Annotated in this window: 1 protein-coding gene; it reads left to right on the plus strand. The window is 65.8% G+C overall.

Translation table 11 applies throughout. From position 1 onward, the window contains the following. Nucleotides 1-121: 121 nt before the first annotated feature. Nucleotides 122-1,528, plus strand: coding sequence for an IS1380 family transposase (locus CSQ99_RS30535; RefSeq protein WP_006241287.1), 1,407 nt, complete (start codon nt 122-124; stop codon nt 1,526-1,528). The last annotated feature ends 135 nt before the right edge of the window (nt 1,529-1,663 follow it).

Raw genomic sequence — 1,663 nt, forward strand, 5'->3', positions numbered from 1 at the left:
AGCCTCGATCCACCGACTGACCTGGTGTTTTCTGGGTGTCGGAATGAGGAAAGTGCCCTCTGAACTGGGATGATTGTAGTTCTCACACAAACAATCGGGTCAGTTCGGAAAGGCACTTCCAGTGCAAGTTTCGCACAGCTTCGCTTCGCAGTCAGCGGTGTTCGATGACGATCATCTCGTGTCGTGCGCCGGGCTGGTACCGGTGATGACGTTGGCCCAGCAGACCGGGCTGACTCGGCTTCTCTCGGAGAAGGTCCAGATCGTCGCGCCGCGGATCAAGTCCGGGGCGGCCAACCCGTCTCCGAAACTGGCCACGCTGATCGCGGGCATGTGCGCGGGCGCGGACTGCATCGACGACATCGACCTGGTCCGCAGCGGCGGCATGACGACGCTCTTCGACGGCGTGTACGCACCGTCGACGGTCGGAACGTTGTTGCGAGAGTTCACCTTCGGTCACGCCCGCCAACTCGAATCGGTACTACGTGACCATCTGGTGGCGCTGTGTGGGAGGGTCGACCTGCTCCCTGATGCCGCCAAGGGGTCGGTGTTCATCGACATCGACTCGCTGCTACGTCCGGTCTACGGGCGCGCCAAACAGGGCGCCTCCTACGGACACACCAAGATCGCCGGCAAGCAGATCCTGCGCAAGGGACTCTCACCGCTGGCCACCACCATCAGCACCGCGGGGTCGGCACCGGTGATCGCCGGGATGCGGCTACGCGCGGGCAAGACCGCCTCGGCCAAGGGTGCCGGGCGCATGGTCGCCCAAGCCATCAGAACCGCCCGCGCCGCCGGAGCCAGCGGGCAGATCCTGGTGCGCGGCGACTCGGCCTACGGCAACCGGGCGGTGGTGCGGAGCTGCCTGCGCGCGGGCGCCCGGTTCTCGCTGGTGATGATCCGAAACCCCGCCGTGGAACGCGCGCTGGCCGCCATCGACGAGAGCGCCTGGACCCCGGTGTCTTATCCCGGCGCAGTCCAAGATCCCGATACCGGGGCCTGGATCTCTGATGCCGAAGTCGCCGAAATCCCCTACACCGCTTTTGCATCCACCCCCGATCGAATCACCGCGCGCCTCATCGTGCGTCGAGTCAAAGACGCCCGGTTTCCCGACGCACTGTTTCCGGTCTGGCGATATCACCCGTTCTTCACCAACACCGACCTGCCCGCCGATCAGGCCGACATCACCCACCGCCAACACGCGATCATCGAGACCGTGTTCGCCGACCTGATCGACGGACCGCTGGCACACATCCCGTCGGGCCGCTTCGGGGCGAACTCCGCCTGGATCCTGTGCGCGGCCATCGCCCACAACCTGCTGCGCGCCGCCGGGGTGCTGGCAGGTGAGAACCACGGCCGGGCGCGGGGATCCACACTGCGCCGCAAGATCGTCAACATTCCCGCGCGACTCGCCCGTCCGCAACGCCGGCCCATCCTGCACCTACCCACCCACTGGCCCTGGTCTCGGGCCTGGCTCATGCTGTGGCACAACATCATCGGCCCTAGCCCGCCCAATGCCGCTACTGTCTGACCACCTGGCCGAAAGCCCCCGAACGGAGCGCAGAGGAAAAGCTGGGCAAACCAGCAGCTACCTCATGCGCACAACCCGACGACCAACGACAGCCCGACCTCACAGCCACACACCAGGTCAGTCGGTGGATCGAGG

Origin of the sequence: Mycobacterium neglectum (assembly GCF_002591975.1) — a bacterium.
Classification (GTDB): Bacteria; Actinomycetota; Actinomycetes; order Mycobacteriales; family Mycobacteriaceae; genus Mycobacterium; species Mycobacterium neglectum.